The following is a 23,244-nucleotide window of genomic DNA, read 5'->3' on the forward strand; positions in this document are numbered from 1 at the left end:
CTGCCGATGATATGGTCATGACGATCAGTGCCATCTCCTCCGGTTCTGTCAGCTCAGCCTCTTCGGCGGCCGGCGCAGCATCGCGTATCCAGCAACTGCAAAAGCAGATCAAGGATGCCACCAACGAACTCAAAGAAGTTGCCAACAGCGACGCGGATGCCAAGACCAAGGAGCAGCGGGCGCAGTTGCTGCAGACCAAGATCCAGATGCTGCAGGCCCAGATCGAGGCCTTGCAGAACCAGCAGGCACAGCAAGCCCAGCAGGCTGCTCAGCGTGGCGCCGAAGCCGTCCGGCCAAAGCAGGACGAAGCGGTGCAGAGCAGAAGTCGCAGCAATCCGGGCCAGGGCAGCCTCGGCGGTCTGCTGGACGAATACGCCTGAGCTGCATCAGACAAAAGGGATAAAAAAAGGTCTTCATCGGTTTCTTATGCACCGTCCTGATCGGGTGCATGGGCCGATGGCGGTACAGTCAAGGCAGTTTTGTTGCCACAGCCGCCCATGTCATTGACTGAATCCATCCTGCCCCGATCCGTCAAGCCAGCCCAGTACCAGGGGCCTCTGGACTGGCGCACGCTGGTGCAATGGCTGCAGGAAGACGGTGTGATCACGGCGCATGAGGCAGGGCGCACGGTGGCGCGCTGCTCGGCGGCCGAGAGTGCTCAACTGCCGCTGGTGCGCCTGGCCAATGTGGGCGTTGTCGGCGCCCAGACCCATCAGCCGCTGGATCTGGAAACCCTGACCCAGTACCTGGCCCAGCGCAGCGGCCTGGCCTATCTGCGCATCGACCCGTTGCGCGTGGATGTGGGCCGGGTGGGCGAGGTCATGAGCGCCAGCTATGCCGAGCGCCACAAGGTGCTGCCCGTGCAGGTGACCGCCAAGGAGGTGGTGATTGCCACGGCCGAGCCCTTCATCACGGACTGGGTGAGCGAAGTCGAGCGGCAGGCCCACCGCAGCGTGCGCTGCGTGGTGGCCAATCCGCAGGACATCAGGCGCTATACGGCAGAGTTCTTTGCACTGGCCAAGTCCGTGCGTGCTGCCGAGAAAGCCGGCGGTGCGACCGGTGGCGCGAGCTTCGAGCAGTTGGTGGAGCTGGGCAAAAGCAACAAGCAGCTCGACGCCAATGACCAGGGCGTGGTGCGCGTGGTGGACTGGCTGTGGCAGTATGCCTTCGACCAGCGCGCCAGCGACATCCACCTGGAGCCCAGGCGCGAGCAGGGCGTGATCCGCTTTCGCATCGACGGTGTGCTGCATCCGGTCTACCAGATGCCCATGGGGGTGCTGAACGCGATGGTGGCCCGCGTCAAGCTGCTGGGGCGCATGGACGTGGTGGAAAAGCGCCGCCCGCTGGACGGGCGCATCAAGACGCGCAACCCGCACGGCGAGGAGGTGGAAATGCGCTTGTCCACCTTGCCCACGGCCTTTGGCGAGAAGATGGTGATGCGCATCTTCGATCCGGAGAACACGGTCAAGAACCTGGATGCCTTGGGCTTCAGCGCCCATGATGCCCAGCGTTGGGAAGAGCTGGTCAAGCGTCCGCACGGCATCATTCTGGTCACCGGCCCCACGGGCTCGGGCAAGACCACCACGCTGTATTCCACGCTCAAGCGGGTGGCGACCGAGGAGGTCAATGTCAGCACGGTGGAAGACCCCATCGAAATGATCGAGCCGAGCTTCAACCAGACCCAGGTTCAGCCCCAGCTCGACTTCGGCTTCACCGAAGGCCTGCGCGCGCTGATGCGCCAGGACCCGGACATCATCATGGTGGGCGAGATCCGCGATCTGGCCACGGCCGAGATGGCGGTGCAGGCTGCGCTGACCGGCCATCTGGTTTTCTCCACGCTGCACACCAACGATGCTCCCAGCGCCGTCAGCCGCCTGATGGAGCTGGGCGTGCCCTCCTATCTGATCAACGCCACCTTGCTGGGTGTGCTGGCCCAGCGGCTGGTGCGCACGCTGTGCTCCAGCTGCAAGGTGCGCGATGAAGACGCAAAACCCGAGGATCTGGCCGAGTCGGTCAGGCCCTGGAAGCTGACCGGCAGCTACCAGCCCTACAAGCCTGTGGGTTGCGAGGACTGCCGCATGACAGGCTACCGCGGTCGCATGGGTCTGTACGAGCTTCTCACAGTCACCGAGGCCCTCAAGAAGCAGATTCACGATGCCCCATCCATGGACGTTCTGCGCCGTCAGGCCGTGCAGGACGGCATGCGTCCCCTGCGTCTGGCAGGGGCCCTGCGAGTGGCAGAAGGTGTGACCACCTTGCCCGAAGTGCTGGCCTGCACGCCGCTGATGAGCGAAATCTGAGAGTCTGGGTGCAAGTGCTTGCTTCTGGTTTTTCGTAGTAAGAAAAGGCCGGTACTGGCCTGGGCTGAATGCGGTAAATGTGTACAAAACGTCGGCATTAGGGTATGCCCTTTGTAGGTGGAATCCACATCAATTTGGCATATCTATGAAACGAGAATCGCCAAGTCGTGATTTCCGTAAGGAGACGTTTTGTGAAAATCAAGAGCCAAAAAGACTTTTTCTCCGGTCTGATGTTCTTGGCCGTCGGTCTCGCATTTGCGATCGGCGCGTCCAACTACACCATTGGCACCGGCGCCCGTATGGGTCCAGGTTACTTCCCTCTGATCCTGGGTGTGCTCATGGCCATCCTGGGTGCAGCCATCTGCGTCGGCGGCCTGACCAAGGGCCCCGAAGGTGGTGACAAGATCGGCAAGTGGGCCTGGAAGCCTGTGTTCTTCATCCTGGCTGCCAACTTTGCCTTCGGCATCTTGTTGGTGGGTGTGCCTGCTGTGGGTATCCCTCAGTTCGGTCTGATCATCGCCATCTACGCGCTGGTCTTCATCGCCAGCCTGGCAGGTCAGACTTTCAACCTCAAGGAAACAGCAGTCCTGGCCACCATCCTGGCCGTGGGCAGCTATTTCGCTTTCGTGTGGGCGCTGAATCTGCAGTTCCCCGTGTGGCCTAGCTTCATCGCTGGCTAATCAGGAGCATCGTCCATGGATCTGATTCAGAACTTGTCGACGGGTTTTGGCGTGGCTTTCACGTTCCAGAACCTGATCTACTGCTTTGTGGGCTGTCTGCTCGGTACGCTGATCGGTGTGCTGCCAGGTATTGGCCCAGTGGCGACCATCGCCATGCTGCTGCCCGCCACTTACGCTCTGCCCCCTGTGGCGGCGCTGATCATGCTGGCTGGTATTTACTACGGCGCCCAGTACGGTGGCTCCACCACCGCCATTCTGGTGAACCTGCCAGGTGAATCCTCGTCGGTGGTGACCGTGATCGACGGCTACCAGATGGCGCGCAAGGGCCGGGCGGGGCCCGCGTTGGCGGCAGCCGGTATCGGCTCCTTCTTCGCTGGCTGCGTGGGCACCGTCATCCTGGCTGCCTTCGCTCCTCCGCTGACCGAAGTCGCTTTCAAGTTCGGCCCTGCCGAGTACTTCTCGCTGATGACCCTGGGCCTGATCGGTGCCGTGGTGCTGGCTTCCGGCTCGCTGCTCAAGGCGATCGCCATGATCGTGCTGGGTCTGCTGCTGGGCATGGTCGGTACCGACGTGAACTCCGGCGTGGCTCGTTACAGCTTCGACATTCCTGAGTTGACCGACGGCATTGACTTCGTCGTGATCGCCATGGGTGTGTTCGGTTACGGTGAAATCATTGCCAACCTGTCCAAGCCCGACGACGAACGCGAAGTGTTCGCCGCCAAGGTGACCGGTCTGATGCCTACAGGCGAAGACTTCAAGCGCATGATTCCTGCCATGCTGCGCGGTACGGCCCTGGGTTCGGCCCTGGGTATCCTGCCCGGTGGCGGTGCCATGCTGTCGGCCTTTGCCGCCTACACCATCGAGAAGAAGACCAAGCTGAAGCCCGGCGAAGTTCCTTTCGGTCAAGGCAATATCCGTGGCGTGTGCGCTCCCGAGTCGGCCAACAATGCCGGTTCGCAGACATCGTTCATTCCTCTGCTGACTCTGGGTATCCCTCCCAACGCCGTGATGGCGCTGATGGTGGGTGCCATGACGATCCACAACATCCAGCCCGGTCCTCAGGTGATGACCAGCAACCCAGAACTGTTCTGGGGTCTGATCGCCTCCATGTGGATTGGCAACCTGATGCTGATCATCTTGAACCTGCCGCTGATCGGCGTCTGGATCAAGCTGCTGACCGTGCCCTATCGCTGGCTGTTCCCGTCCATCGTGCTGTTCTGCGCGATCGGCGTGTACGGTACCAACAACAACGCATGGGACGTGTGGATGGTCGGTATCTTCGGCTTCATCGGCTATGTGTTCCACAAGCTGGGTACCGAACCCGCTCCCCTGCTGCTGGGCTTCATCCTGGGCCCGATGATGGAAGAAAACCTGCGCCGAGCCCTGCTGCTGTCGCGTGGTGACTGGTCCGTGTTCGTGACGCGTCCCATCTCCGCCTGCCTGCTGGCTGCCGCCGTGGTGCTGCTGGTGATCGTGCTGATGCCCGCAGTGAAGAACAAGCGTGAAGAAGCTTTCGTGGAAGACTGATCGTCAACCTGATCGCTGATCATCGTTAAAGCGGCCCTTCCGGGGCCGCTTTTTTTATATGAGGACCTTTGTTTCTGGGACTATGGATTCGGGCGGCAAAATAGCTGCAGTTATTCGAAAGATTGCATGGCCTTGTCTTTATTGCCCGCGCAGCACCCTCAGCGGGTCTTGCTACACAACGAAATTCATGCCCGTCCTGCGGAAATCATGCAGGCCCCTCTGGCCATCACGCATATCGTGATGCTCACCGATGCGGCCCAGCGTGAAGCCAGCCGCGAGCATGTGGCCGCCCTGCTGCGCAACCACCATCGCCCTTTGCCCGATGCGGCAACCACCCATGTGCTGATCGATCTGGGGGCGTTTCGCCTGCGTTGGGAGCAGCACACCGAGTTCGTGGCCTGGACCTTCACCACGCCCATGGCGCAGGCCGGTGTGGCCGATGTGCGCGAGCCCGAGACAGCCATCGACGCCGTGCCGCGCGACTGGCTGGCCGCCCTGCCGGGGCAGTGCCTGAGCAGCCTGCATCTGTGGGCGCTGAACGAGCAGGATGTGGACCCGCAGTATCTGATGCGTCATATGTTGCAGGCCGATACCCTGGTCGGCTCGCGCGTCTCCGGCGGTGCAGGGGCCATCTACACCGACTTTGCGATTCACCCCGATGGTTTCTCGCGCATGCTGCTGCTGGCGGGTGCCGATCTGTCCCCGCGCCGCCTGGGTCGTCTGGTGCAGCGCGTGCTGGAGATCGAAACCTATCGCATGGCGGCGCTGCTGGGCCTGCCCGCCGCACGCAAGGCAGCAGCCGTGCTGGCCACGGCCGAGCGTGAACTGGCCGAGCTGGCCAATGCCATTCGCGCGGCCGACCGCGACACCGAGCCGGCGCTGCTGGACCGCCTGACCCGGCTGGCCGGCCAGGTGGAGAGCGAGTATGCGGCCACGCATTCGCGTTTTTCAGCCAGTTCCGCCTATTTCGAGCTGGTAGACAGGCGTATTCAGGAAATTCAGGAGACGCGGGTGGATGGCATCCAGACCATCCGTGAATTCATGGACCGGCGACTGACGCCTGCGCGCGCGACCTGCGAATGGGCGACACGCCGCCAGAATGCATTGTCCGAGCGAGTCTCCCGTGTCAGCAGTCTGTTGCGCACGCGTGTCGAGATCGAGCAGCAGCAAAGCAGCCAGCAGCTGCTGGGCACCATGAACGACCGCCAGGGCACCCAGCTCAAGCTGCAGTCCACGGTGGAAGGCCTGTCGGTCGCGGCCATCACCTACTACATCACCGGCCTGATCAGCTATCTGGCCAAGGGCGGGCAGAAGCTGGGCTGGCCCTGGTCGCCCGAGTCGACGGCGGCCGTGGCCATTCCGGTTGTGGCACTGGGCGTCTGGTGGTCGCTGCGCAGGCTGCACCACAAGCTGTTTCATGGTCGCAGTCATTGAGCATGAAATTGGATGCCAGCGCTTTCTGATAAAGCTCTAGCAGTTATTGATTTTGATAGCGTCGGGCAGTTTGTCCGGCTTGGAAACTGTGTGAAAGGACACTGACATGGACTTTGGTATCGCCGGGCGCTGGGCTCTGGTCTGCGGCGCCAGCAAGGGTTTGGGTTTTGGCTGCGCCAAGGCTCTGGCCGAAGAGGGCGTGAATCTGGTCATCAACGCCAGAAATGACGAGGCATTGCAACTGGCCGTGCAGAAGCTGCAAGCCGTTGCTCCTCAGATCAAGGTCATCGGTGTCGCTGCAGACATCACCACGCCAGAAGGTCGCACGGCAGTGTTCGAAGCCGCCGGCGGCCCGGGCAAGGATTACGACATCGTCGTGACCAACGCCGGCGGCCCGCCTCCCGGCGACTTCCGTACCTGGGATCGTGAGGCCTGGATCAAGGCCGTGGACGCCAATATGCTGACCCCCATCGAGCTGATCAAGGCTACGGTGGATGGCATGGCCGAGCGTGGCTTCGGTCGCATCGTCAACATCACCTCCAGCGCGGTGAAGGCGCCCATCGACATCCTGGGCCTGTCCAACGGTGCGCGCAGCGGTCTGACGGGCTTTGTGGCCGGCCTGGCGCGTTCGGGCATTGCCGCCAAGGGCGTGACCATCAACAGCATACTGCCCGGCAAGTTCGACACCGACCGTCTGGTTGCAACCCATCAGGCAGCGGCCAACAAGACCGGCCAGGACCTGGATGCCGTGCGCCAGGCCCAGGCTGCCCAGATCCCTGCCAAGCGCTTTGGCACGGCCGAAGAGTTCGGCGCCATCTGTGCCTTCCTGTGCAGCCGCCAGGCCGGCTATATGACGGGCCAGAATATCCTGCCCGACGGCGGGCTGTATCCCGGCACTTACTGATCGCTGATCAACGGCCGAAACGACAAAGCCCCGCAATGCGGGGCTTTTGTCTGGGTGGGCGGCCGTTTATTTGCGGGATGACACGACGATGCCGATCACGATCAGCGCAAACGCAAGCGCGTGGTAGAGGTGCGGGGTTTCGCCGAGCACGGGAATCGACAGCAGGGCCGTGAACAGCGGAATCAGATTGCCGAAGAAGCCCGCAATGGCGGGCGTGGAGCGCTGAACGCCCATGCCCCAGAAGCGATAGGCCAGAATGGCCGGGCCCACGGCGATGAACAGCAAGCTGCCCAGCAGCGGCCAGCCCGGCACGAAGCGGAACTCGCCCAGCAAGGCTTCGCCGCCCGTGAAAAGGCCGGACCAGAGCAGGCCGAAAACGATCTGCGCGAGCAGAAAGCTGGCCCAGTGCGATTTCACTTCCTGCGGGCCGCTGCTGCGCGACAGCAGCCAGGTGTAGAAAGCCCAGGCGATGGTGGCCAGCACCATGAACAGGTCGCCGGGTACAAAGCGCAGAGCAAGCAGCGTCTGCCAGTCGCCGCGCGACATCACCACCGCCACACCCAGCACCGACAGCAAAGCTCCGCCCATCTGCCGGCGGCTGATGCGAATGCCCCAGCACAGCCGCCCTATGGCCAGCATCCAGACCGGCATGCTCGAGCTCACCAGCGTCACATTCAGCGGGGTCGAGGTCTTCAGCGCCAGGTACAGCAAGGCGTTGTAGCAGCCTATGCCCAGCAGTCCCAGCAGCATGTACTGTCGCCACAGCGGCCAGATCGGACTGTCTTTGCGCAGCACCCGCCATGCCAGCGGCAACAGCAGCACAAAGGCGATGCACCAGCGCAGGAAGTTGAGTGCAAAGGGCGAGATCAGATCGTGAGCAAGGCGGCCCACGATGGCATTGCCGGCCCACAGTGCCGGAGCCAGGCTGAGCATGGCGACCGTGGCGGGTTTCAGGGGGGAATTCATGGGTTGCCACTGTAACGTGCGACCGTTGGTCTTTGGGCCTGTCACACCGTGTGGCGGCGGCAGTTGGCGGCAAACTGGCGAGCATCAATAGTGATGCAAGCCTTCCCGTTTTGCGAAGCTGAGCACAATGCAGTGCATGGGAGATTTTTCATGAAGCAGCAAACCACGTCGCTCCAGCAGCAATGGCTGCAAGCACAGCATGCCATGGCCTGCAGGCAGCCTCTGCGTCCGCGCCAGCCGCTGTGCATTGATGATCAACAGATCGGCAGTATCGAGGAAGACTTCGCTCGGAAGCTGGGGGAGGAGCTGCTGGCGGTGCACGAGGTCGACTTGCAGTCGGTTGCCGGGCAATGGCTTCTGATGGGCGAGGGCGGGGCGACCGAGAATCTGAACCGGCTGGCCCTGGCCATGCGCAGTGCCGGCCTTGTCGGGGCCTGGCGCAATGAACAGTTGGCGGTCTGCAATGCGCAAGGCCAGCAACTGGCAACCGTCGAGCGTGGTGCCGTGCGGCCACTGGGCATCGCCACCAGAGCCGTGCATCTGGTGGGCGTTTGTGCGGATGGCTCGATCTGGGTGCAGCAGCGCTCGGAGGACAAGGCCAACAACCCCGGCATGTGGGATACCCTGATGGGCGGCATGGTCTCGGCGGCAGATGGTTTGGCCGAGGCGCTGGCGCGTGAAACCTGGGAGGAGGCCGGTCTGCATGTGGCAGAACTCGGCGAGCTTCGGCACGGCGGAAATGTGATGTTCGCAAGACCCAGCGACGAAGCAGAGGGGCAGGGCTATATGGTCGAGCGCATAGACTGGTTCTCGGCCCTGGTGCCCGATGCGCTGCAGCCTGTGAATCAGGATGGCGAGGTACAGCGTTTCGAGCGGCTGGAGCTGACCGAGGTCCAGGGCTGGATGCTGCAGGGTCGTTTCACCCCCGAGGCCTCCCTGGTGCTTGCCGCCTACATGGGATGGTAGGGCGGCAGAGCAGCTAGCGCTGGCTCTCCAGTGCGGTGGACTTGAGCCGGCTGGGCGCCAGGGCTCCGGCCTGCTCGAGAATCGGGTAGGCCACCGAGCACAGCAGCGAGTTGATGCGTTTGAGGTCGCTGATCATGTCGATATGCAGAGAGCTGGTTTCTATGCTCGAAACCGTGTGCTGTGACAGGCGCTCCAGGTGGGTGGCCGAGTAGGCCAGCTCCAGATCGCGAAAGCGCGCTTTTTCCTCGAGCAGCTTTTGTGCTTCGCGCACATTGCCGTTGAGAAAGACACTCATGGCCAGACGCAGATTGTCCAGCAGATGCTGGGTCAGCTCGTGAATCTCCTGCTTGCCGGCGGCCGAGAACTGGCGGCCCTTCTTGATCTTCTTGTCTTCCAGATCCAGCAGCACGCGCTCGATGATGTCGCCGATCTGCTCCATATTGATGGTGAAGCTGATGATTTCCGTCCAGCGCTGACCTTCGCGCTCGTCGAGTTCGGCGCGCGAGATCTTGGTCATGTAGTACTTGATGGCCGAGTACAGATCGTCCACCGTGCCTTCCAGGTTACGCACTTCCTCGGACAGCTTGGCGTCGTCGGTTTCGGCCACTTTTTGCAGGCCGATCAGCATGGACTCCACCACGTCGGCCTGATGCAGTGATTCGCGCACGGCACAGGTGATGGCCAGCGAAGGCGTGGACAGGGCCGAGGGGTCCAGGTGGCGTGGGCGCAGCAGCTTGGCCGCACTTTCTTCCTCGGGCTTGGGCAGCATGGCGGTCACCCAGCGGGCCACGAGCTGGGTCAGGCCGATGAAGCACAGGCTGTTGAAGACATTGAACGCCAGATGGAACATCACCACGTTCTGGCCGGCGTTGGGCAGATAGGGCTGGGCGTACTGCGACCACAGCCCGATAAAGGGCGCGACGATGGCCACGCCCATGATCTTGAACAGCAGATTGCCTATGGTGACCTGGCGCTCCTCGACCGCCGATTTGGCGGTGGTGAGCGCCGCGACCAGGCCGCTGCCCAGGTTGGCCCCCAGGGTCAGGCCCAGAGCCACATCCAGTGGAATGGCGCCTGAGCTGGCCATGGCCGCAATCAGCAGCACCACGGCCAGGCTGGAGTAGGCCAGCACAGCCAGTACCGCGCCCAGCAGCAATTCCATGAACAGATCGCTGCTGACCGAGGCCAGCAGGGTGCGCACGGCAGGGGCCTGCAGCAGGGGCTCGGTGGCTTCCACCACCAGGCGCAGGGCCAGCAGCATCAGGCCCAGGCCGATGAGCACGCGGCCGATACGGCCGGGCTTGGAGTCCTTGCGCGAGATATAGAGCACCACGCCGACAAAGATGAACAGCGGCGACAGCCAGGAGAGGTCGGTGGAGAACAGCACGGCCATCAGAGCCGTTCCGACATCGGCACCGCGCATCACGGCAAGGGCCGAGGGCAAGGTGATCAGACCCTGGCCTACAAAGGACGAGGTCATCAGCGAGGTGGCTGTACTTGATTGCACCAGGGCCGTGACGCCCATGCCCGATAGCGCTGCCGAGAAACGGTTGCTCATGCTGCGGGCGAGAATATTGCGCAGGTTTGCGCCGAAGACCTGCAGAACGCCGGTGCGAACCATCTGAGAGCCCCAGATCAAGAGGGCAATGGCTGCTAAAAGATTCAATAAATGCTTCATGTTCTGCCCGCGAAGGAGCGACCTAATATACCCCTGAGTGAGGCCAGTCTGCCCGGATGGCTCACTCTTCACGCACAAATAAGTGCGGAATAAGGAACACAATAGAACAAAAACGAATTATTCCAAACATCGTTTCTACGGATATAAATTCAGAAAAAACTGAAACTTTTTGATGCTGACGCTGCTTACGCTGCTATCAAAAGGTGATTTCATGACTGTTCCCATGCCCGGTGCCGTCCCCGTAGGCTTTCTTTTGATGCCGTTGTCGTTCATGGCGGGCACGGGTCTGCTGCTGTGGTGGGGCTGGCGGCTGTGGCATCTGCGACGCGGCCGGCCCAGGCCGCCGATGCGCATCTGGCAATGGGTGCTGGCCGTGTGGCTGTCCATATTGCTGTTTTCCACGCTGCTGGGGCTGGTGCAAATGGTCTGGAGCGACCACCGTCAGGCGCAGCAGCTGAGTCGCCTGCAGCGGCTCACGCACATCACGCTGGAGCGGCCCATGGCATGGGGCGACATCACCTTGCCCGCGGGCAGCCATATCCAGCGCGATATGCCACAAGGCTCGGCAGACGGGACCGATGGGCAGCCCGATCTGCGGGGGCTGCAGGAAATACGCTTTCCCCATCCTGTGCCGCTGGGCGATATATGGGTCAATGCCCTGAGCGTCCACAGCCAGGTGCTGCTGGAGCTGGCCCGGCCCTACAGTTTCACGGGGCCGGGCCTGCGGACATTCCGATGCGAACCCGGAAACATGTTGCTGCTGTCCGCTGCCGAGCAGCCCACGAGCTTCGACAGGAACATGTTTCCCAGGCGCCTGAACGGTCTGGTGCTGGCGGACTGGGTGTTCGATGCCTGCTTTGTGACCACGTCCATTGGCGTGCGCTACTGGACGGATGGGCGGCTGGTCTGGGCCGCCGAACCTCTGTACGAGCCGGCCGAGACCGGGCAGGGCAGGGCTCCATGAACAAGGCCCGCAGTCTGCTTTGGTGACAGCGGGCCTTGTTCATGGGAGGGCAGCAGGTGCCTATGGCTTGCGAGTTCTGGTGCGTCTTGCGCGCAGCAGCTCGTCGAGGATCAGGAGGACGGCGCCCAGCGTGATGCCCATATCGGCCACATTGAAGGCCGGGAAATGGCTGCTGCTCCAGTAGAAGTCCAGAAAGTCCACCACATAGCCGTGCTGCAGGCGATCCACCACATTGCCGATGGCTCCGCCCAGGATGCTGGACAGCGACAGGCAGAACATCTTCTCGCCGGGGTGCTTGCGCAGCTGCCAGATGATGAGCACGGTGGCAATCACGCCGATGGCCACGAACAGCCAGCGCTGCCAGCCGCTGCCGCCCGCAAGAAAGGAGAAGGCTGCACCCGTGTTGTGCGCGCGCACGATGTTGAAGAAGCTGGTGATGGGAGTCCAGTCCCCATACTGGTAGTGGCTCAGAATCATCTGCTTGGTGATCTGATCCACGCCGATGATGACAAGCGCCCACAGCAGCCAGGGCCAGATGCGGCCAAGGCTTGCGGAGGATGTCTGGGTGTTGCTCATGACAGCTCTTTGCTAGGTTTTTTTGATAGCGGTTGGCGCTTGACTCAAAATGATTCCAGAAGGATATGCATCCGAAAGTGGCTACCAGCAGTTGCTGGCAGCTCACTTTTTTAAGGCTCAAGCCTTGGTGCGGACTTCGCCCGTGCCGTGCAGATTGCTGTCGCAGCGACCGCAGATCGAGGGGTGCTCGGGGTTCACGCCCACGTCTTCACGGTAGTGCCAGCAGCGCTCGCACTTGGCGTGCTCGCTGGCCTTCACCGTAGTGCTCAGCGCATCGCCGGCCACGGCAGTCGCTGCCGAGGTGATGAAGACGAACTTCAGATCGTCCTTGAGGCTTTGCAGCAGGGCCAGGTCTTCGGGCTCGGCCGTGAGCGTGACTTCGGCCTGCAGGGAGGAACCCACGGCGCCGGTGGTGCGCACCACTTCGATGTCCTTGTTGACCTGGTTGCGGATCTCGCACAGGCGCGTCCACTTGGCCAGCAGGCCTTCGTCGCCGGCGGGCAGCTCGGTGAACTTCTCCAGGAAGATGGATTCGCTGTGGCCCACGATCTTCCAGGCTTCCTCGGCCGTGAAGGACAGGAAGGGCGACATCCAGCGCAGCAGCGCCTGGGTGATCTGGTAGAGCGCGGTCTGGGCCGAGCGGCGAGCCAGGCTCTTGGGGGCGCTGGTGTAGAGGCGATCCTTGAGCACGTCCAGGTAGAAGCCGCCCAGGTCTTCGGAGCAGAACAGCTGCAGCTTGGCGACCACGGGGTGGAACTCGTAGACCTTGTAGTGGGCCAGGATCTCCTGCTGCAGCTGGGCCGAGCGCGCCAGCGCGAACTGGTCGATCTCCAGCATCTCGCCATAGGCCACGGCATCCTTGCTCGCATCGAAGTCGCTGGTGTTGGCCAGCAGGAAGCGCAGCGTGTTGCGGATGCGGCGATAGGCGTCCACCACGCGGGCCAGGATCTTGTCGTCGATGCCCAGGTCGCCCGAGTAGTCGGTCGAGGCCACCCACAGGCGGATGATTTCCGCGCCCATCTTGCTCGACACGTCCTGTGGCGCCACAGTGTTGCCCAGCGACTTGGACATCTTCTTGCCCTGGCCGTCCACGGTGAAGCCGTGGGTCAGCAGGCCGCGATAGGGCGCGCGGCCGAAGATGGCCGATGCCAGCAGCAGCGAGCTGTGGAACCAGCCGCGGTGCTGGTCATGGCCTTCCAGGTACAGATCGGCCTCTGGGCCGTGGTCGTGGTGGTGCTCGGGGTGGGTGCCGCGCAGCACATGCCAGAAGGTGGAGCCCGAGTCGAACCACACCTCCAGAATGTCGGTGCTCTTGGTGTAGTGCTTGGCTTCCTCGGCACCCAGGATATCTTCGGTGCTCACGCGGCTCCAGGCCTCGATGCCGCCTTGCTCGATCATGGCCGCAGCCTGGTCGATGATCTCCATGGTGCGCGGGTGCAGAGCGCCCGTGTCCACATGCAGGAAGAAGGGGATGGGCACGCCCCACGAGCGCTGGCGCGAGATGCACCAGTCGGGACGGCCGGCGATCATGGCGCGCAGACGGTCCTGACCGTTTTGTGGGTAGAAGCTGGTCTGCTCGATGGCGTCCAGCGCGATCTGGCGCAGGGTCTTCTCGGGCTTTTGCGCGGGATCGGTGAACACGCCTTCGCCTTCGTCCATGCGGATGAACCACTGGGCGGCAGCGCGGTAGATGACGGGCGTCTTGTGGCGCCAGCAGTGAGGGTAGCTGTGGCTGATGGTGGTGGTGTCCATCAGGCGGCCCGCGACCTTCAGGGCGTCGAGGATGACGGGCACGGCCTTCCAGATATGCTGGCCGCCGAACATGGGCAGATCGGCTGCGTACACGCCGTTGCCTTGCACGGGGTTCAGGATCTGCTTGTAGTCCATGCCGTTGGACATGCAGCTGTTGAAGTCGTCCACGCCATAGGCGGGGGCCGAGTGCACGATGCCGGTGCCGTCGTCGGCGGTGGCGTATTCGGCCAGGTAGACGGGGGAGATGCGGTCAAAGCCCTTGTCCACATGGGCCAGGGGGTGCTTGAAGGGCATGTGGTCGAGCTTCTCGCCCTTGGCGGTGGCGAGCACGCGGCCCTCCAGCTTCCAGCGGGCCAGGCATTTCTCGACCAGGGCGGAGGCCACGATCAGCAGGCCGCGCTCGGTCTCCACCAGGCTGTATTCCAGATCGGGGTTGACGTTGAGCGCCTGGTTGGCAGGGATCGTCCAGGCCGTCGTCGTCCAGATGACGATGAAGGCTTCCTTGTCGAGCTTGTCCAGGCCGAATGCTGCGGCCAGCTTGGCGGGCTCGGCTGCGGGGAACATCACGTCAAGGGTCTGGCTTTGCTTGTCGGCGTATTCGATCTCGAACTCGGCCAGCGAGGAGGCACAGTCAAAGCACCAGTACACGGGCTTGAGGCCGCGGTAGACAAAGCCACGCTCCATCACCTTCTTCAAGGCACGCAGCTCGGCGGCCTCGTTGGCGTAGTTCATGGTCTTGTAGGGGTGATCCCAGTCGCCGAGCACGCCCAGGCGCTTGAAGTCCACCATCTGCTGCTCGATCTGCTCGGCGGCAAAGGCGCGGCTCTTGGCCTGCATCTCGTCGCGCGGCAGGTTGCGGCCATGCAGCTTTTCGATGGCGTTCTCGATGGGCAGGCCGTGGCAGTCCCAGCCCGGTGCGTAGAGCGCGTCGAAGCCTTCGAGCTGGCGGCTCTTGACGATCATGTCCTTGAGGATCTTGTTCACCGCATGGCCGATGTGCAGCTTGCCGTTGGCGTACGGAGGGCCGTCGTGCAGGATGAACTTGGGCGCGCCGCTGCGGGCGTCGCGCAGCTTCTTGTAGATGCCTTGGTCATCCCATTCCTTGGCCCAGGCAGGTTCGCGCTTGGGCAGGTCGCCGCGCATGGGGAAAGGGGTGTCGGGCATGTTCAGCGTGGCGCGGTAAGCGGACGCTTCGGGCTTGTTGGACTTCGAATCAGACATGGGAAACCTTGAAAGCAATGCGGTGCCCGGGCAGTTCTGCCTGGGCGTGAATGGTGAGGTGAGCGCCAGTGCGCTGCTGCGCCTGGGACGTGCGAGCAGCGAGCTTCAAATTCGGTCGCGCGTGGTCTGGCGACGGGTCTCTGTGTGCGACGAGGTGTGAGACGGTATGTGGGCCGAGGCGAAAAACGCGCGCGCGTCATCGCAGTCCTTGGCGATGCCGACCGTCAGGGCATCGAGACTGTCATACTTCAGCTCGTCGTGCAGTTTGTGCAGAAGTTCCACGCGGATGATTTTACCGTAGGCACCTTCTCCACCCAGTTGGGCGGGCCAATCGAAACAGTGGGTCTCCAGCAGCACCCGGCCGCCGTTGATGTCGTTGGGGTCCAGCGAGGGGCGTACGCCCAGGTTGGCCACGCCCTGCAGCGGCTTGTCCGTCAGCCCGTGCACCAGCACGGCAAAAATGCCACTGGCGGCCGGTTTCCAATGGTCGAAGCGCAGATTCAGCGTGCGAAAACCGTCCTCGGCTCCGCTTTGGGATTCGGCCAGCTTGCGGCCCAGCTTGCGGCCATGCACCACATGGCCCGAGATGCGGTAGGGGTGGCCCAGCAACTTGGCGGCCTGCTGCATGTCGCCGGCGGCCAGCGCCTCGCGTACGGCCGTGCTGGAGACGCGCAGGCCATGGACTTCATAGCTGTTCATGCGCGCCACATCAAAGCCAAGGGCCTGGCCGGCGTTGTCCAGCATGGCGTAATCGCCGGCGCGCTTGGAGCCAAAGCGGAAGTCGTCGCCCACCAGCACGTACTTGGCCCCCAGGCCCGAGATCAGCACGTCCTGAATGAAATCTTCGGGGCTCTGGCTGGCCAGGGCCTGGTTGAAGGGCAGGATCACGACCTGATCGACGCCGCAGACCTCGAGCTGGCTGAGCTTGTCACGCAGCGTGCCCACGCGGGCCGGAGCCAGCTCCGGCTTGCCCAGCTTCTGGGCAAAGTAGTCGCGCGGGTGCGGCTCGAAGGTCATGGCGCAGCTGGGGATGCCGCGCTGGGCGGCCTCGGCCTTGAGCAGACCCAGCATGGCTTGATGTCCCCGGTGTACACCATCAAAATTGCCAATGGTCACAGCGCAGGCCGGGGCCAGGCCGGGATGATTGATGCCGCGGAAAATCTTCATGGACTGCTTTGTTATTTGTAGCAACTGGCGCCGATGCATGCGACACAAGCCGTCAATTTGACATAGTTTCAGAGTATATTGCTTCAAATCAGGCAGCTGTGGAGGCTGCACGATTGTGCTCAAAAGCGCCAAGACGCTTGTCCGTTTTCCGTGGTCCAAGTTTGACTGTATGGAGGCTGGTTGTGAAAGTCTTGAAGCTGACAGCCCAGGGGCTGCCGCAGTCCTGGGTAACGCTGGAGCAGGCGGCGCTGCATTACGCAGCAGAAGATGTGCGCTGGGAAGCCGGTGTCGAAATCGCCTGCTTTCGTGGTGGCCACAATGCGGTGACCGGCAAGCAGTCAGTCATTCACATCAACTCCATCATCGGCACCAAGGGCATGCCGAACATCAACCCGCATGAGCTGCTGCCGGGTCTGACCAATGGCAAACTCTTTGCTCGTGACCGCTGCGTCTGCGCCTATTGCGGGCGGCGCTTCCATGAGAGCGATCTCACGCGCGAGCACATTGTCCCCGTGAGCACTGGCGGGCAGCACAGCTGGATGAATCTGGTCACGGCCTGCCGCGCCTGCAACCACCGCAAGGGAGCCAGAACGCCCGAGCAGGCCCGCATGCCCTTGCTCTACACCCCCTACACGCCCACGCTGTGGGAGGACTTCATCCTGAGAAACCGCCGCATTCTGGCCGATCAGATGGAGTTTCTCGTGGCCCATGTGCCGCGTGGATCACGCTGGCGCAGCTAAAAGAGCATGAAAAAAGCCCCGGGCTGGCGCCGCGGGGCAGGAGCAAGAGGACAGAAACGCGTTCAGACGGTGGTGGAGACGGCTTTTTGCCAGGCTTCATAGAGGTCTTCACCCTCGTCGCGCACGCGCTGGCCGATCAGGGCCATCTCGCGCTGCTCTTCGGGCTTGGCCAGTTCCACATAGCCGCGCGCAGCCGACAGATCGTAGGGCTCGCCGTCTTCGTTGGAGTAGGCGAAGTACACCTGTTTCACGCCGGCCAGCAGCATGGCCGTGTAGCACATGGAGCAGGGATAGCCGCTGGCATACATGACGGCCCCCGACAGATCGGTGCTGCCCTGGGCCTTGGCTCCTATGCGCAGGGCCTGCATCTCGGCGTGAGCCGAGGGGTCGCAGAGCTCATCGACCTGGTTGACGGCGCGGGCCAGGACCTTGCCCTCACGTACCAGCACGGCGCCGAAGGGCCAGGTGGGCTGCCGGCGGCCTTTGACATTGCCCATGGCCAGGCGGATGGATTCGAGCAGGTATTTGCCTGTGTCGTTATCGTTGTTCATCCAGTCTTTCTCCTTGGTAAAAAATCAGCTGCCACGGTAGGTGGTGAAAAACCAGGGCGAGCACAGCATGGGCACGTGGTAGTGCTGGGTCGCGTCGAAGATGGAAAAGCGCACCAGCACTTCTTCCGACAGCGCCGTGGGTTCCTTGAAGTGCTCGCCGGTGTAGAAGCGCAGCTCGAAGTCCCCGGTGCGGGCCGCGGCGGCGGGCAGCATGGGGGCGTCGGTGCGACCGTCGGCATTGGTACGGGTGCTGTTGATGCGCTGCGCGGGCGTCTGCGCCACATCGTAGAGCTCGACCCGCAGGCCGGCAATCGGCCGGCCGGTGGTGACATTGAGTACATGGGTGCTGATGCCTGCCATATCTGCCTTTCTATGGGGGTGTTGCGGCGGCTCAGCTGCCGCGCGAATAGGTGTAGCTCCAGGGGCCGAACTGGATGGGCAGATGGATGCGCTCTGCCGTGTTAACGATCTGGAAGCGCACCGGCACCTTGGACAGAAAGGCCGGGCGCGGCAGCTTGGCGCCCCTGGCCGCAAAATACTCGTCCACGTGCAGCAGCATTTCGTAGCGGCCGCTGCAGTAGCTGTCGTCAATCAGCAGCGGCTCGTCGGCCCGGCCGTTGGCGTTCACGACAAAGCTGCGTATCGGCACATAGGCTTCGCCGTCGAAGCGCGAAAAGTCGATGCGCAAGCCCGTGGCTGCAGAGCCATGGAAGGTGTCCACGGCATGCATTGTCAGGCGCGGGCTGACACCATGCAGCACGATGGGACCGGTGGCCTGGGCGGGCGCTGCCGGGTGTGTGTCGGCGGCCAGCGCGCCGTGTGTGCCCGTCAGGGCCGAGGCGCCGAGCACGAGGCCCGAGAGTGCGAACTGTCGGCGCGACGGGGTCGGTGTGGGTGTGGGATGCATGCGGGGTGACTCCTTCAGACGTTCTTGCGGCGTTGGAGGCGGGCGACGAAGGCGATGGCGAGAACGGCTGCCAGGGCTTCCACAATGGCCACCAGGTACAGGCCCGGAGCGACCTTGCCGGTGGAGGCCTTGATCACGCCCATCAGATAAGGGGCGCCGAAGCCGGCCAGATTGGCCACCGAGTTGATCAGCGCCACGCCCACGGCAGCGGCGCCGCCGCTGAGCAGCATATTGGGCATCTGCCAGAAGACGGGAATCGCGCTCATGGTGCCCACCAGTGCCAGGACCATGGCCGTCAGCGCCACGATCACGGGGATGCTGTCCATGCCCATGGTGACGGCCAGGGCCAGCATGCCCACGGCGCCCAGCAGGACCGAGCCCGCGAAGTGCCAGCGCACCTCGCCACGGTGGTCGGAATGGCGACCGTTGATGATCATGCCTGCCGCACCGAGCAGGTAGGCAGCACCGGCGATCCAGCCAACCTGCATGGGCGAGGTGAAGCCTGCTTCACGGATCACAGTGGGAATCCAGAAGGTCAGCGTGGAGTTGGCGCACAGCAGGCAGAAGAACACGGCGATCAGCAGCCACACCATGGGGTTGCCGAACAGGGTGCGCCAGTCGCTGTGGCGCTCGCCCTGGGCCTTCTGGTCGATCTCGAGCTGCTGGCGCACGACGGCGCGGTCCGTGTCGGTGAGCCATTTGGCTTCCTCGGGACGGTCGGTCATGTAGAAGTAGGCAAAGATGCCGGCCAGCACCGAGGGGATGCCTTCGATGATGAACAGCCACTGCCAGCCGTGCATGCCGTGCGCGCCTGCCGCCCAGGTCATGATGCCGCCGGCCAGCGGGCCGCCGATGACGCCGGCGATGGCCGAGGCCGACATGAAGGTGCCAAAGGCCTTGGCACGGCGCTTGGACGGATACCAGTAGGTCAGGTAGAGGATGATGCCGGGGTAGAAGCCCGCCTCGAACACGCCCATCAGAAAGCGCAGGATGTAGAACTGGGTCGGTGTCGTCACCCAGGCCTGCAAGATGCAGATCAGGCCCCAGCCTATGGTGATGCGCATCACCGTCTTCTTGGCGCCTATCTTCTGCAGCAGCAGGTTGGACGGCACTTCGAACAGGAAGTAGCCGATGAAGAAGATGCCGGCACCCAGGCCGTAGACGGCTTCGCTGAACTTCAGGTCGTCGAGCATCTGCAGCTTGGCGAAGCCGATATTGACGCGGTCCAGCCAGGCCAGCACCCACAGCACGCCCAGAAAGGGCAGCAGGCGCCAGGAAATCTTGGAATAGGTGGCGTCGACCTGATCGACGGACGCAGCAGTGCCGCTGATCGGCACATGGTGAGCACTCATGGCAAGTCCTTGTCTCGGAAATTTGTTGTTGGGTTGGCGGACACTTGCATGGTCGCGACTTGTGGCGATATGCGAAACTAAGCGCCTGCTATGAGCCGCATAGCAAAATGCATATCTCTAGGGAAAACACGTGTCTCGCAGCGAAGAACCGTTCGATACCTATTTGCTGCGCGTGCTGTGCACCTTGATCAGCGAAAAAAGCGTATCGCGCGCGGCAATACGCCTCAATCAGTCACAGCCGGCCATCAGCGCGGCGCTGCGGCGATTGCGGGCCATCTTCAACGACCCGCTGCTGGTGCGCGACAAGAATCGCATGGTGCCGACGGCGCGCGCGCTCCAGGCCGTGGAGCAGGCACGTGCGGCGCTGGGGCTGATCGACGGTCTGCTGAGCGTCGGCAAGGAATTTGTGGCTGAGACCACCCAGCTGCGCTTCACCATCGCCATGCCCGACTATCTGGCGCCGCCCTTCATGGCGCGCGTGGTTCAGCTCATGCGTGCGCAGGCTCCGGGCGCGAGACTGGTCCTGCTGCCGCTGGGCCAGAACTTCGACTACGAGCAGGCCCTGCAAAGCGGCGAGGTGGATATCGTCATCGGCAACTGGCCAAGCCCGCCCGAGCATTTGCACATGTCCACGCTGCTGGAGGACGAGGTGGTCTGCCTGCTCGATGAAAAGCATGCCCTGGCCGAGCCGGGCCGGCTGACAGCCGAGCACTATCTGCAGGCCGCGCATGTGGTGTTCACGCCTTATTCGCCCGATCAGCGCGGCGTGGTGGAAAGCAGCCTGGGCACCATGCGGGTGAGCCGTGACGGCCGCGTGCAGTGCTCGCATTTCTCGATGGCGCCGGACCTGCTGGTGGGTACAGACCTGCTGCTGACCACCAGCCGCCATTTCGCGGCCTACCACGCCAGGCGGCTGCCGCTGGCCATGGTGCCTCTGCCCATGGGCAACCGCGTCATGCGCTTCTATCAGCTCTGGCATTCGTCCCGGCACCGGGATGCCTCCCATATCTGGCTGCGCGCCCTGCTGAATCAGGCCTCGCAGGTGCTGACGGCGTCGACGTAGCCGGCTGCTATACGGGCTATAACAAGCCAGCACTGTGAGGCGGGAAGTGCGCTTCCTACACTGGCCTCATGACCAGCACCACTACCTCCTCCATCCCCACGCTCGACGAGCTCAACATCATGACGACCGCAGCCTTTGCGGCTGCGCTCGGCGAGGTTTTCGAATACGCCCCCTGGGTGGCCGAGGCGGCCGCGCATCGGCGCCCTTTCGCCAGCCTGGATGCTTTGCACCAGGCCATGCTGGCCGCCGTGCATGACAGCCCGCGCGAGCAGACCCTGCGCTTTCTCTGTGGCCACCCCGAGCTGTCTGTCAGCGCCGTGCGCTCCGGCACACTGACCGTTGACTCCCAGCAGGAGCAGCAAAGCGCAGGGCTGGGAGATCTGGCGCAGGAGCAGGGCGAGCGCCTGGCCGCGCTGAACCAGGCCTATCGCACGCGCCATGGCTTTCCCTTCATCGCCTGCGTGCGCCACTACACGCGCGTCGGCCTGTTTGCCGAGCTGGCCTCGCGCACGGAGCGAGGCACCGAGCAGGAGTTTGCCGAAGCCCTGCGCCAGATCGGCTTCATCAGCCGTCTGCGCCTGTCGCAACGGGTGAATGCTGGCTGCCTGCAGGCCGCCTGAGTGTCCATCGCGCCACCCAAGCCCCGCATCGCGGGGCTTTTCTTATGCTGGATGGCGGGTTGGCACCATATGTCGGGGTTTGCTGCCCATGTGCATCAGATGCCGCATGGGCCGTTCTGGCGCGGCCCAGGCTGCCTACTGCCGCAGTGGGAGTTCTCGGCGCTGGCTGAAATCCCCGGATGCTTGTGATTGAATTCGGGTTTAGACCTCATTTCTCGTTTTCATGATCGTCAGAGATCGCCCGTCGGGCTTCAAGCTGCTGTGGATTGTCCGGGGCTCGGTGCTGCAACGCATCAAAGGTGTGCTTGCCGTCAACATCGTGCTGGCCATCATCGTCACCGTGGCGCATGGCACGCTGTTTCACACCAAGATCCCCATTACGCCGATTCCGTTCACCCTGATCGGTCTGCCGCTGGCGATTTTTCTGGGCTTTCGCAACAACACCGCGTATGCGCGCTACTGGGAAGGACGCAAGCTCTGGGGAGAGATCGTGATCTATGCACGCACGCTGGCCCGCCAGTGCCTGAGCCTGATCGAGCTCGATCACCCCATAGACCCGCGCCAGCGGGCCAACGATGTGCGGGTGCGCATGGTGCATCGGGCCGTGGCTTTTTCTCATGTGCTGCGGGCCCAGCTGCGCGGCCTCAAGGACGATGTGGCGGCCCAGCAGTGGCTGACCCATGCCGAGTGGCAGCGCCTGCAGCTGCTGCCGCTGAATCAGCGCACCGATGCGCTGATGCTGGCCATGGGCAAGGAGCTGGGCCAGTGCGTGCGCGACAGGCGCATAGACCCCTGCCTGGCCGTGGAACTGGACCGCACCCTCAATGGCTTCACCACGGCCGCAGCCTCATGCGAGCGCATCCGCAATACGCCGATTCCGTTTTCCTACACCTTGCTGCTGCACCGCACGGCCCATCTGTACTGCTTTTTGCTGCCGTTCGGTCTGGTGGACATCACGGGCTTTATGACGCCGTTTGTCGTGGCCATCGTGGCCTATACCTTCTACGGCCTCGATGTGCTGGGTGACGAACTGGAAGAGCCATTCGGCATGGAAAGCAACGACCTGGCCCTGGACAGCATCTGCCGCAGCATCGAGATCAGCCTCAGCCAATCGCTGGGCGACCCCCAGGTGCCGGCACCGCTCAAGCCGGTGGACTATCTGCTGACCTGAGACTCTTCGCAATGCAAAGCCCTGAACTCCTCATTCAGGGCTTTGTTCTTGATGGCGGCTGAAGCCAGTGCTGGCTAGACCGTGGCGCGATCCTCGTCCACGGCTTTTTGCCAGGCTTCGTAGAGGTCTTCACCCTCGTCGCGCACGCGCTGGCCGATCAGGGCCATCTCGCGCTGCTCTTCGGGCTTGGCCAGTTCCAGATAGCCGCGCGCAGCCGACAGATCGTAGGGCTCGCCGTCTTCGTTGGAGTAGGCGAAGTACACCTGTTTCACGCCGGCCAGCAGCATGGCCGTGTAGCACATGGAGCAGGGATAGCCGCTGGCATACATGACGGCCCCCGACAGATCGGTGCTGCCCTGGGCCTTGGCTCCTATGCGCAGGGCCTGCATCTCGGCGTGAGCCGAGGGGTCGCAGAGCTCATCGACCTGGTTGACGGCGCGGGCCAGGACCTTGCCCTCGCGCACCAGCACGGCGCCGAAGGGCCAGGTGGGCTGCTCGCGGCCTTTGACATTGCCCATGGCCAGGCGGATGGACTCCAGCAGATACTTTTCGCTGTCTCGGGTGCTCATGCATGTCTCCTTGATCTTTGTGAATGGCGCAAAGATCATAGGAAGACCCGCAGTGTCCATAGTGCATGCAGGAAGCAAAACAGCACGCCGAAGCGTGCTGTTGACTTTTAGTTTTGGGTTGAATGCAGTTGCCGTG

22 protein-coding genes are annotated in these 23,244 nt (G+C 63.0%); 12 read left to right on the top strand and 10 right to left on the bottom strand.

The window, feature by feature from the left end; all coding sequences use genetic code 11:
* The first annotated feature begins 17 nt into the window (after positions 1-17).
* From NOX35_RS05050 to NOX35_RS05075, 6 genes are all read left to right on the top strand, one after another.
* On the top strand, positions 18-380 hold the full coding sequence (locus tag NOX35_RS05050) for a FlxA-like family protein (protein ID WP_182285822.1): 363 nt from the start codon (positions 18-20) through the stop codon (positions 378-380).
* A 117-nt stretch (positions 381-497) separates the two neighbouring features.
* Positions 498-2,300: a GspE/PulE family protein gene (locus NOX35_RS05055; protein WP_256495939.1), complete on the top strand. Its 1,803-nt coding sequence runs from the start codon at positions 498-500 to the stop codon at positions 2,298-2,300.
* Positions 2,301-2,491: 191 nt separating this feature from the next.
* Positions 2,492-2,980, top strand: coding sequence for a tripartite tricarboxylate transporter TctB family protein (locus NOX35_RS05060; protein ID WP_182285824.1), 489 nt, complete (start codon positions 2,492-2,494; stop codon positions 2,978-2,980).
* Positions 2,981-2,995: 15 nt separating this feature from the next.
* Positions 2,996-4,507: a tripartite tricarboxylate transporter permease gene (locus NOX35_RS05065; protein ID WP_012837170.1), complete on the top strand. Its 1,512-nt coding sequence runs from the start codon at positions 2,996-2,998 to the stop codon at positions 4,505-4,507.
* A gap of 126 nt (positions 4,508-4,633) precedes the next feature.
* Positions 4,634-5,941 carry a DUF3422 family protein gene (locus tag NOX35_RS05070; protein ID WP_034349041.1) on the top strand — a complete coding sequence of 436 codons (1,308 nt, stop codon included), beginning with the start codon at positions 4,634-4,636 and terminating at the stop codon, positions 5,939-5,941.
* Positions 5,942-6,047: 106 nt separating this feature from the next.
* Positions 6,048-6,845 carry an SDR family oxidoreductase gene (locus tag NOX35_RS05075; protein ID WP_182285826.1) on the top strand — a complete coding sequence of 266 codons (798 nt, stop codon included), beginning with the start codon at positions 6,048-6,050 and terminating at the stop codon, positions 6,843-6,845.
* 66 nt (positions 6,846-6,911) lie between these two features.
* Here the strand turns inward: NOX35_RS05075 and NOX35_RS05080 are convergent, their stop codons facing one another.
* Complete coding sequence (locus NOX35_RS05080; RefSeq protein WP_256495940.1) at positions 6,912-7,811, bottom strand: DMT family transporter; 900 nt, start codon at positions 7,809-7,811, stop codon at positions 6,912-6,914.
* A 150-nt stretch (positions 7,812-7,961) separates the two neighbouring features.
* Between NOX35_RS05080 and NOX35_RS05085 the strand changes: the two genes are divergently transcribed.
* Complete coding sequence (locus NOX35_RS05085; protein WP_256495941.1) at positions 7,962-8,777, top strand: DUF4743 domain-containing protein; 816 nt, start codon at positions 7,962-7,964, stop codon at positions 8,775-8,777.
* Between the two features lie 13 nt (positions 8,778-8,790).
* Here NOX35_RS05085 and NOX35_RS05090 read toward each other — a convergent pair whose 3' ends face one another.
* Positions 8,791-10,455 carry a Na/Pi cotransporter family protein gene (locus NOX35_RS05090; protein WP_182285829.1) on the bottom strand — a complete coding sequence of 555 codons (1,665 nt, stop codon included), beginning with the start codon at positions 10,453-10,455 and terminating at the stop codon, positions 8,791-8,793.
* A 211-nt stretch (positions 10,456-10,666) separates the two neighbouring features.
* On the opposite strand from NOX35_RS05090, the gene NOX35_RS05095 reads away from it, so the two are divergent.
* On the top strand, positions 10,667-11,419 hold the full coding sequence (locus NOX35_RS05095; RefSeq protein WP_182285830.1) for a hypothetical protein: 753 nt from the start codon (positions 10,667-10,669) through the stop codon (positions 11,417-11,419).
* A 60-nt stretch (positions 11,420-11,479) separates the two neighbouring features.
* On the opposite strand, the gene lspA is transcribed toward NOX35_RS05095, so the two are convergent.
* The 3 genes from lspA to NOX35_RS05110 form a co-directional block, all read right to left on the bottom strand.
* A complete protein-coding gene (gene lspA / locus NOX35_RS05100) occupies positions 11,480-11,995 on the bottom strand; it encodes a signal peptidase II (protein WP_256495943.1) in 516 nt (171 codons plus the stop codon).
* 117 nt (positions 11,996-12,112) lie between these two features.
* Positions 12,113-14,968: an isoleucine--tRNA ligase gene (gene ileS, locus NOX35_RS05105; RefSeq protein WP_256495944.1), complete on the bottom strand. Its 2,856-nt coding sequence runs from the start codon at positions 14,966-14,968 to the stop codon at positions 12,113-12,115.
* Between the two features lie 105 nt (positions 14,969-15,073).
* Positions 15,074-16,135, bottom strand: a complete 1,062-nt coding sequence (locus NOX35_RS05110) for a bifunctional riboflavin kinase/FAD synthetase (protein ID WP_182285833.1) — start codon at positions 16,133-16,135, stop codon at positions 15,074-15,076.
* Positions 16,136-16,317: 182 nt separating this feature from the next.
* Here NOX35_RS05110 and NOX35_RS05115 point away from each other — a divergent pair, with 182 nt between their 5' ends.
* A complete protein-coding gene (locus NOX35_RS05115) occupies positions 16,318-16,875 on the top strand; it encodes an HNH endonuclease (protein WP_003066139.1) in 558 nt (185 codons plus the stop codon).
* Between the two features lie 62 nt (positions 16,876-16,937).
* Here NOX35_RS05115 and NOX35_RS05120 read toward each other — a convergent pair whose 3' ends face one another.
* Genes NOX35_RS05120 through NOX35_RS05135 form a run of 4 tightly spaced genes read right to left on the bottom strand, consistent with a single transcriptional unit; the run spans position 16,938 to position 19,685 of the window.
* Complete coding sequence (locus tag NOX35_RS05120) at positions 16,938-17,426, bottom strand: nucleoside deaminase (protein WP_256495946.1); 489 nt, start codon at positions 17,424-17,426, stop codon at positions 16,938-16,940.
* 24 nt (positions 17,427-17,450) lie between these two features.
* Entirely contained in the window at positions 17,451-17,786 is a 336-nt protein-coding gene (uraH, locus tag NOX35_RS05125; protein ID WP_182285835.1) for a hydroxyisourate hydrolase, read from the bottom strand.
* A gap of 31 nt (positions 17,787-17,817) precedes the next feature.
* Positions 17,818-18,333 carry a hydroxyisourate hydrolase gene (locus NOX35_RS05130; protein WP_182285836.1) on the bottom strand — a complete coding sequence of 172 codons (516 nt, stop codon included), beginning with the start codon at positions 18,331-18,333 and terminating at the stop codon, positions 17,818-17,820.
* 14 nt (positions 18,334-18,347) lie between these two features.
* Positions 18,348-19,685: an MFS transporter gene (locus NOX35_RS05135; protein WP_182285837.1), complete on the bottom strand. Its 1,338-nt coding sequence runs from the start codon at positions 19,683-19,685 to the stop codon at positions 18,348-18,350.
* A 130-nt stretch (positions 19,686-19,815) separates the two neighbouring features.
* Between NOX35_RS05135 and NOX35_RS05140 the strand changes: the two genes are divergently transcribed.
* The 3 genes from NOX35_RS05140 to NOX35_RS05150 all read left to right on the top strand — a co-directional run bounded on the left by NOX35_RS05140 (position 19,816) and on the right by NOX35_RS05150 (position 22,539).
* Positions 19,816-20,748 carry a LysR family transcriptional regulator gene (locus NOX35_RS05140; RefSeq protein WP_182285838.1) on the top strand — a complete coding sequence of 311 codons (933 nt, stop codon included), beginning with the start codon at positions 19,816-19,818 and terminating at the stop codon, positions 20,746-20,748.
* Positions 20,749-20,816: 68 nt separating this feature from the next.
* Positions 20,817-21,368, top strand: coding sequence for a 2-oxo-4-hydroxy-4-carboxy-5-ureidoimidazoline decarboxylase (gene uraD / locus NOX35_RS05145; RefSeq protein WP_182285839.1), 552 nt, complete (start codon positions 20,817-20,819; stop codon positions 21,366-21,368).
* Between the two features lie 223 nt (positions 21,369-21,591).
* Positions 21,592-22,539 (top strand): bestrophin family protein, encoded by a 948-nt coding sequence (locus tag NOX35_RS05150; protein ID WP_182285840.1) that lies wholly within the window; start codon positions 21,592-21,594, stop codon positions 22,537-22,539.
* Positions 22,540-22,613: 74 nt separating this feature from the next.
* Here the strand turns inward: NOX35_RS05150 and NOX35_RS05155 are convergent, their stop codons facing one another.
* On the bottom strand, positions 22,614-23,108 hold the full coding sequence (locus NOX35_RS05155) for a nucleoside deaminase (RefSeq protein WP_256495948.1): 495 nt from the start codon (positions 23,106-23,108) through the stop codon (positions 22,614-22,616).
* Between the last annotated feature and the right edge of the window lie 136 nt (positions 23,109-23,244).

The sequence above is a fragment of the Comamonas sp. C11 genome, assembly GCF_024496285.1.
GTDB classification, from domain to species: domain Bacteria; phylum Pseudomonadota; class Gammaproteobacteria; order Burkholderiales; family Burkholderiaceae_C; genus Comamonas; species Comamonas testosteroni_F.

Bases quoted from the DNA above. Each gene is read 5' to 3' on its own strand.
- NOX35_RS05065 (WP_012837170.1), top strand. From the start codon at position 2,996: ATGGATCTGATTCAGAACTTGTCGACGGGTTTTGGCGTGGCTTTCACG.
- NOX35_RS05050 (WP_182285822.1), top strand. From the start codon at position 18: ATGACGATCAGTGCCATCTCCTCCGGTTCTGTCAGCTCAGCCTCTTCG.
- NOX35_RS05085 (WP_256495941.1), top strand. From the start codon at position 7,962: ATGAAGCAGCAAACCACGTCGCTCCAGCAGCAATGGCTGCAAGCACAG.
- NOX35_RS05135 (WP_182285837.1), bottom strand. From the start codon at position 19,685: ATGAGTGCTCACCATGTGCCGATCAGCGGCACTGCTGCGTCCGTCGAT.
- ileS (WP_256495944.1), bottom strand. From the start codon at position 14,968: ATGTCTGATTCGAAGTCCAACAAGCCCGAAGCGTCCGCTTACCGCGCC.
- NOX35_RS05110 (WP_182285833.1), bottom strand. From the start codon at position 16,135: ATGAAGATTTTCCGCGGCATCAATCATCCCGGCCTGGCCCCGGCCTGC.
- NOX35_RS05070 (WP_034349041.1), top strand. From the start codon at position 4,634: ATGGCCTTGTCTTTATTGCCCGCGCAGCACCCTCAGCGGGTCTTGCTA.
- NOX35_RS05055 (WP_256495939.1), top strand. From the start codon at position 498: ATGTCATTGACTGAATCCATCCTGCCCCGATCCGTCAAGCCAGCCCAG.
- NOX35_RS05130 (WP_182285836.1), bottom strand. From the start codon at position 18,333: ATGCATCCCACACCCACACCGACCCCGTCGCGCCGACAGTTCGCACTC.
- lspA (WP_256495943.1), bottom strand. From the start codon at position 11,995: ATGAGCAACACCCAGACATCCTCCGCAAGCCTTGGCCGCATCTGGCCC.
- uraD (WP_182285839.1), top strand. From the start codon at position 20,817: ATGACCAGCACCACTACCTCCTCCATCCCCACGCTCGACGAGCTCAAC.
- NOX35_RS05090 (WP_182285829.1), bottom strand. From the start codon at position 10,455: ATGAAGCATTTATTGAATCTTTTAGCAGCCATTGCCCTCTTGATCTGG.
- NOX35_RS05150 (WP_182285840.1), top strand. From the start codon at position 21,592: ATGATCGTCAGAGATCGCCCGTCGGGCTTCAAGCTGCTGTGGATTGTC.
- uraH (WP_182285835.1), bottom strand. From the start codon at position 17,786: ATGGCAGGCATCAGCACCCATGTACTCAATGTCACCACCGGCCGGCCG.
- NOX35_RS05120 (WP_256495946.1), bottom strand. From the start codon at position 17,426: ATGAACAACGATAACGACACAGGCAAATACCTGCTCGAATCCATCCGC.
- NOX35_RS05155 (WP_256495948.1), bottom strand. From the start codon at position 23,108: ATGAGCACCCGAGACAGCGAAAAGTATCTGCTGGAGTCCATCCGCCTG.
- NOX35_RS05095 (WP_182285830.1), top strand. From the start codon at position 10,667: ATGACTGTTCCCATGCCCGGTGCCGTCCCCGTAGGCTTTCTTTTGATG.
- NOX35_RS05080 (WP_256495940.1), bottom strand. From the start codon at position 7,811: ATGAATTCCCCCCTGAAACCCGCCACGGTCGCCATGCTCAGCCTGGCT.
- NOX35_RS05075 (WP_182285826.1), top strand. From the start codon at position 6,048: ATGGACTTTGGTATCGCCGGGCGCTGGGCTCTGGTCTGCGGCGCCAGC.